Annotated in this window: 8 protein-coding genes; all 8 read right to left on the bottom strand. The window is 59.7% G+C overall.

Annotation, left to right across the window (positions count from 1 at the left end; all coding sequences use genetic code 11):
- Positions 1-225: 225 nt before the first annotated feature.
- Complete coding sequence (locus ACRQEC_RS09215) at positions 226-792, bottom strand: hypothetical protein (protein WP_274755675.1); 567 nt, start codon at positions 790-792, stop codon at positions 226-228.
- Entirely contained in the window at positions 782-1057 is a 276-nt protein-coding gene (locus ACRQEC_RS09210) for a hypothetical protein (RefSeq protein WP_274755676.1), read from the bottom strand. Before ACRQEC_RS09210 ends, ACRQEC_RS09215 begins: the two co-directional genes overlap by 11 nt.
- Positions 1057-1878 (bottom strand): peptidoglycan recognition protein family protein, encoded by an 822-nt coding sequence (locus ACRQEC_RS09205; RefSeq protein ID WP_274755677.1) that lies wholly within the window; start codon positions 1876-1878, stop codon positions 1057-1059. Before ACRQEC_RS09205 ends, ACRQEC_RS09210 begins: the two co-directional genes overlap by 1 nt.
- On the bottom strand, positions 1865-2356 hold the full coding sequence (locus ACRQEC_RS09200) for a hypothetical protein (protein WP_274755678.1): 492 nt from the start codon (positions 2354-2356) through the stop codon (positions 1865-1867). Before ACRQEC_RS09200 ends, ACRQEC_RS09205 begins: the two co-directional genes overlap by 14 nt.
- Positions 2353-3027: a hypothetical protein gene (locus tag ACRQEC_RS09195; protein WP_274755679.1), complete on the bottom strand. Its 675-nt coding sequence runs from the start codon at positions 3025-3027 to the stop codon at positions 2353-2355. The genes ACRQEC_RS09200 and ACRQEC_RS09195 overlap by 4 nt, the downstream gene beginning before the upstream one ends.
- A gap of 11 nt (positions 3028-3038) precedes the next feature.
- Positions 3039-5075 (bottom strand): hypothetical protein, encoded by a 2037-nt coding sequence (locus ACRQEC_RS09190; protein WP_274755680.1) that lies wholly within the window; start codon positions 5073-5075, stop codon positions 3039-3041.
- 16 nt (positions 5076-5091) lie between these two features.
- A complete protein-coding gene (locus ACRQEC_RS09185; RefSeq protein WP_274755681.1) occupies positions 5092-6003 on the bottom strand; it encodes a hypothetical protein in 912 nt (303 codons plus the stop codon).
- A 122-nt stretch (positions 6004-6125) separates the two neighbouring features.
- Positions 6126-6860: a hypothetical protein gene (locus ACRQEC_RS09180; protein ID WP_274755682.1), complete on the bottom strand. Its 735-nt coding sequence runs from the start codon at positions 6858-6860 to the stop codon at positions 6126-6128.
- Position 6861: the final 1 nt, after the last annotated feature.

Genomic DNA, 6861 nt, shown 5'->3' with positions numbered 1-6861 from the left:
AAGCGGAGAGTAAGGGAATCGAAACCACCCCGCACGAACACAGGGCAAACTCGGGACGTACCCCCGAAATGTACCCCGAACAAGCCCGAGTAAACAAAAAAGGGGGAGGGGTTCAAGCTAGGCCCACGGCAGCATCTGACTGCCATAACCTAGCTTAAGCCCCTCCCCGGGGTGTTCGAAATTTTCTCTTCTATCTAACCAACCCGCGGACCTTCCACGGGAAGCCTACTCAACGACCGGCTCAAACATGGCGGGGGTGAACGGTGGTGCCCAATCCGCGCGAGTCACATGCTCCACCCGCACCACAAACTCACGGCCCTCGAACCGAACCACCTGCCCCACGCTCAGCGGGATACCCTCCGCGAACTCCGTGACCGCGCTCGCGGGAATATGACCCTCACGCCGCCACGCCGCATTACCCACCTCCGGCCGCGAAGCATTCTGCGCCGTCTCCGAAACCCAAACATAAGCCCCAAGGACTACACGGGCGCCTACCGGGTAGGAATCAAACGGCCCTGCGGGTTCGTGCCAGGTAGGCGGGAGTGCTTCCGCCTCACCCCACCCGGTAGTACCAGTGGGTTGTGTGGGCCGCGTCAATCTTTGGACCGCTTCCACCATCGCCCCATCCACCGGCACATCAATCTCGCCCGCAAGCTCATTCAAAAGCTGCTCTACCTGCTTGCCACTCTCCTCAATCCGGGAGCGATGCTGTAGCTCGCTGATGATTAGCTCCTGCGCAGCCAGCAGGTCAGCCATGCTCGCGGCCTTCGCCTGCTCCTCACTAATCAGCATGCCTACCACCTACCGAATCCGGCTTCGGGGGCTTAGGTGCGGTAGCGGAATCCCACAAACCCGCAGCACCAAGCCCCAAAATAAGCCCCTGGGCGACAGCCTGGAAACCCAGGGTCTCACCCGCAAAAGTCGCCGCAAGATTCAACCCAACCCCAAGCACCACCGCCACAAGCGCAGACCACTTACCGGCCACGCCGAAGGACTTTAAAAGATTTGTGCCTGCCAGAATGGCAGGCACAGAAACAATAGCGGTTACCGGATCCATTAGCACGCCTCCTTGCCACGGGTGATCGTGTCCTTCACGAGCGCCATATTCTTATCGAACCACGCCATGACAGCCTTCACGGTGGTCTGGCCCGGGACCCCGCCGCCGCGGTCGATCTTCGTGTTCATTACCTCCTGCGTGACCTTCCCCGGGAGGAGCCCGAGGTTCGCATCGAGGTATGCGATAGTGGCGCGTAGGGTTGTTTGGCCTTGTGCGCCGGGGCCTTCCCGATCAATCGGCATATTCATAATCGCATCAGCGATCTCCTGAGCAGAAACCATATCTCCATCTCCTTCACTCAAACCAACACGGCAGCGGAACTCCGCCATGCCGAAAGACGGGTCGACCTTCCGACCCGCCGGATAACAAACTTCCTTATGGCCAAGCACCCGTGAAAGCGGGATACCGTAAGCGTCAACGAGGGCGCGAACCAACCGCACATAGACCCGCATCTGCTCCTCGGGCCACGGCTCACTGCCCGAGTTTTCGGCTTCAATCCCAATCGAATGCCAATTATCAAACGCATTTTCATGCACCCGCCCGGCATGGTAAGCAACCCCTGCCGCGATCACATACACACGCCCAGAGCGTCCTATTCCGAGTTGTGCGAGCGGGCCGTCCAGCCCGGGCCGTCCGTTCGTGACCACCCCAAGCGAGGGATAATCCGCGCCGTTCGAATACACGCTCGGGCCTGCCGTATGGTGACACACGACAGTATCGACGGCTTCCAGCCCGCCGTGCCCGCGGGTCTGCCAACCATCAACCTCTACAACATCCAGCCCGGCACCCCGGGCGACGTCAGCTAGATCAGTCAGCCACATCCATATCTCCTTCCTTAATTTTTTCTAGCGGGGGATGATGAGGCGTGGGTCGAGGAGGCGGGGGCGGAGGAAGCCGTGCCTCAATATGATCCACCAAAATCTGCGTATAAGACTGCTCCTCGTGCAACGCCATCTTCACGACCTCAAGTTGCCGCTGCGTTTCAAGCAGGCTGTCGTTAGTGGCTGCCTGTTGGGCTGCGATAAATCGGATCCGCTCCTGCTGCGCACTCACAGTTTCCTGCAATGCCTGCACTGACGCTTGGAGGGCCTCCTGCGCAATCTTGAGCGCCGCCTGGTCGGCCTTCGTCTGCTCGAGCGCCAGCTTCTTCCCCTCCAACTGCGAGTTCGCTTCCACGGCCTTCAGCTCGGCAGCATTCTTTTCCTTCGAGGAGCGCCGCTGAAGCAGATTACCTACCAGCACCCCCGCCAGGGTAATAAAAGCGATAATCACGCCAGGTTCAAGGAATCTTTCAATCATGCGACCGTCCCTAAGAGTGCTACCCGAACATGATTCCACCCCGACTTCAAATAAGAGTCGTGAGACTGGTTGTGGGTTTGGTACACCCACACGGAAATCTCGGTCCCCTTCGGGAACCAACCCAAATAAATATTCGAGAGATTATTTTCATTCACCGCGCTGGCGCGGGAAACATTCGCCGCACCGGCCCGAATCTCAATCAAGAAACGGGTCGTCGCCTGCGCCGTCGTCGTGAGTCCGATCTGTGTGTGGATCGCGTACATCCCATCCGCAGGGAGCACGAGCGCGCCTTGTTTGGCTTGGAAACCCGGCGTTGCCGCGCGCGGAGCTGCAGGGCTGGTCTGCGTCCACGTCCCGTTCGGGAGCTTGAGCTCCTCGAGGGGGGAATCCCAAATATAGGCCCCTCCCGCATACCACTGGGCTGCCGCTCCACGCTCCGGCACACAATACGTGGCACGCTCGCCACGCACCCAGAAGAATACGGGGAAGCTTCCCGGGGGTAGCCGCCCGGCTAGGGGCGCGATCTCATGAACCGTATCCACCACGACCGTAGGATGGAGCGATGCGGAATAATCATCGAAAGCCTTCTGGATATTCCGCGGCCCATCCGAATCCTGCGGGCCACTACCAACCCTAGGTGTAGTGTGCCCAAAAATGTTTGTTACCGGCATTGTTTCCTCCTTTATTTCTCAGCCATGCTTGAAGGGAGCACGAAGGCCGAAATATGCGTAACCTTCGGCCACGCCCCCGTCCCCGGGCGGGATTTATAGCCGGGGCTTCCGCCTTCACGCCGCACCTCAAAACCGATACGATACGACCTCCCCGAAACAGTGCCGTCGACGAGGTGTGGGACGTTTGAGCCGGATAGTGAGGCGTCGCCCCAATCGCCCGTATTGAGCATGCGGCCCGTGGTTTTATCCTGGACCACTAGCCGGTAGATGATGCGCCATGGGTCGCAATCCATCCGCACAGAAGACCAGACGACAAGCCGGTCGGAAGTCGCATAATACGGTGCCTCGAACCAGTGATACTGGATGCTGCCATTCGAATTGATGGCCTGGCCACTCCCGCCATATTCCCGAGCGAATACTTTCATGCCGAACACAATCCCCGGCAACGGCGTCAGCATCTTAGATTGCTCGTTATATACCGCCAACCCGCCCGGAGTATCAGCCGACAAGCGAACTTGTTCGACGCCATTCTTATACACGTGAATCCCCGAGGGGTTCATGATCGTGTTATTCCACGTCGACGTCGTTGACGCCGATGCGAAGGTGGAGCCGACGAAACGTTTACCGGCGATATTGTCTGCGGTGAGTTCCTTCGTGCCGATGCTTCCGGCGAGGATTTTGTCGGCGTTTACTGCGCCGTCAGCGATCATTACCGCACCTACTTGGGGGCGTAGGTCTAACGCGGCGATGGCGGGCCTAGAGTAGGCATTGCCCCAGTCGAGAAATACGATCTCGATCTGGGTGGTTCCCGCCGCGAGCCAGTCCCGCTTAATGATCAGGTTTTCTTTCTTCCACGAGCTATTCGCGGAGAAACTCCCGCCGCGGTAAGTGTAGGAAAGATCAGGCCCCGATTCGGCTAGGCACCGGATCGCGATCTTATAAGCCACCCAATAATTCGCGCGAACCCACCACGTGAGCACGAGGTCTTCGCCTGAGCGGGTAGGAGCCGGGACCACGAGCGAATTATTGGAGGGATTAACCCACATTCCTTTCGCGCCCGAATCGGGGTGCTCCTCTTTCTTATAAGACCAGCTCCCGCGTGGCTCGTTTTTCTCGCCGTAGCCGTTTTCGATGAGATTGCCGGGGGCGACGACGACGCTCTGGAACTGCGCGGTTTTTGCGGCGAGTCCTCCGGCCCATAGTTTGTTGATTACGGCTTCGGAGATCATCGCGTTTCCTGCGGTGAGTTTCCCGACGTCCAAATTCGCGATAACTGAGCTGTTTATTTGGGTGGCGACCCACCGGCCATCCTTATACTGCCACTGGCCAATAACCGCCCCGCCCGAGGTCTGCCACCAAATATCACCCTCAACAGCGGCCACGCTCCCCGAGGGCGTACCGGGAGAAGTCCAGATTTTATTCTTCCCGTTCGCTGCGGTTACAGCCTGGACCGCCACCTTCTCAGCCTGGCCAGCTTTCTTGCTCGCTTCGTCTGCCTTACCGCTAGCGGTATCGGCTTTCCCCGCTGCCTGGTCCGCCTTCGCGGAAGCCTGACTCGCATCACCCTGCACCTCCACCAGCACGGTTTGGAATGCCCCGAGTTTCCCATCAAGCTCCCCGAGGGTCTTTGAGGTTTCCGCCGCGGCCTGCTTACGAGCCTCTTCCGCTTCCTTGAGCGCCTGCTCGTTCGCCGCGATCCGCCCCGGAAACTCATCGATAAGCTTCTGGGTCTCAGGGTCGATAGGTTCCGGCATGAGGCCGCCCATCGCGGTCACTTGCTCCGGCGTCAACCCGTTTTCGCGGTCGTGGATACCTGCTTCTTCCGCCGGGCCAAGCACGAGCATGGGCCGGTTATGGTCATCCACTTGGACGTTCACTAGCCCGCCGATGACGTAGGTTCCTGGCTGGCACGCCACACTCAACCTGACGCCCGCATAATCAATGATCGCGCCGCGTCGGTCTTCGGTGAGGGATTCAAGCCGGAACCTGCGAATCGGACGCGAAACCGGTTCACGGGCCCGGTCGTCATATGACCCCAACAACCCCATAAAGAATCCTCCCTTTTTATATGGTTGTGATTTCGAAATCCATCACCGGCGACCCATCCAGCGGCCACTCCACCCCCACCACCAGACCACGGGATTCCCCGAAGTCCACAATGTCATCCAAAGAGATGTGCCATTGAGTAAGCGCCCGAACCTGCAACGTCCGCGCATACTTCCCGCGCTCCCGAAGCGTATTCAAGGCTACGGTCGCGGCCTGGGCCGGCGAATCAATAGCCGGATTAGAAACCTCCTCACACACCAACCCGTAAACCTCCGGACGGAATGGCCCGAACCGCTCGGTCGCCTCCTGCGCAAACTCACCATGCGCATCGCTATTACCGCGCACGATCACGCGGTTCACCCGCCACGCACGATCAAACTTCGACGGCGCAGAAACGACGGTTCCGTCTTCGCCATCGACGAGGCGTCCCACGGGTGGCCGGTCCAGGCTGGGGGTAGGTCGAGCCTGGATAAGCCCGCCCGGGTACTCACGCAGCACAGCGGTAGATGCCTGCAAAATTTCTTCCACCGCAGCCCGCACGCCGGTCCCGAGCTTATAGTCTTTCGGCGTATTCCCTTTGATTGCGGCGTCAAAAATCGTGATATCCGGCAGGAAGGGGTCGGTGAAGATCTCGTGGAATACCTCGCCGTAGGTGCGGCCACCCATCTCTTTAGGGCGCGCCCGGTGTGCTTTATCGAGGAGGGAAAGCCGCCCATGCCCCGACAACTGAATCGTATCGGGGCCGGTTTCGATGGTTTCGAGCCAGAAGACCGGCGTCAGATAGGTTTCGCGGCTCGTGCCGTCTTCTATCTCCCATTCGATGACGGCAGTCGACCCACAGCAAGACAAAGCATCTTCGGGACGATGCGGCTGCAAATCCTCACCACAATAAATACGCGGGACGGTGACATCTAGCGCGTAATCACCCATCCCGGACTCCATGGCCTTATAAGAAACCCTCCCGGAAACAACCGGGAGGGTTAGCTGCTCACCAACGGGGCTGGTGACATGCAGCCGCGTAGTGACTGATAAACAAGATCGAGGATCCAGCATTAGATATCGCTCCTCGCGGTCAGCTCGTCGTACCAGGTGCCGGTGGTTGAGCCTTCCCACCAGGTGTCACGCTCCGCGTAAATATCCCACCAGGTATTCGCCCCCACCATCTTGAGGCCTCCCAAATCTGCGGGGGTGAGCGTGAAACTATAAGTACGCGAAGGCATATCGGTTCGCCCGGAGCGTTCCGAGCGGGCCGTACCGTTCACCCACCCGGCCTGCGAGGTTGGTACCTGGCAGTCCTCGATCATGCAGGCTTGGGGGGTGTGGATGAGGTAGAACGGGGCCGAGCCAGCGAGCAGGCTATCTGCTCGCCGGGTATCCCGCTCAGCGACGGTTAGCGCTAGAGCGAGGGTTGGCTCCGGTGGAAGCGTGGCACGCCCCACCGGCCACCGTGCACCAACAGGGAACGTGAGCGTGACGCCCGGCGTATGCTCCCGCTCCAAGCTCCCATGCCACTTGACCGGGATGCGGATGCGGCCATCGATAGAACGCAGCTCATGAGTAGCCGGAGTAGGCAGCATGGCACGCCCCACGATGGCGGTGCCAGTAGGCGAATCGAGCACATACTCGCATCCGCCTACCGCTCCGGCGTCGAGCCCGGCATACACCCCGGGAATCCGCCCACCCGGCACCACCACACGGGGGCCACGCTGGTCTACCCGGTAAAGGGTTTCACCCTCCCGGATGGTGCAGGTGATGACTGCGCCGCGCCTGGTTGTTTCTACACCCATT

It is taken from the genome of Actinotignum saccati, from assembly GCF_051265055.1.
Lineage (GTDB): Bacteria > Actinomycetota > Actinomycetes > Actinomycetales > Actinomycetaceae > Actinotignum.
The sequence above is the reverse complement of the archived record's forward strand: the minus strand, read 5'-3'. Positions and strand labels throughout refer to the sequence as shown.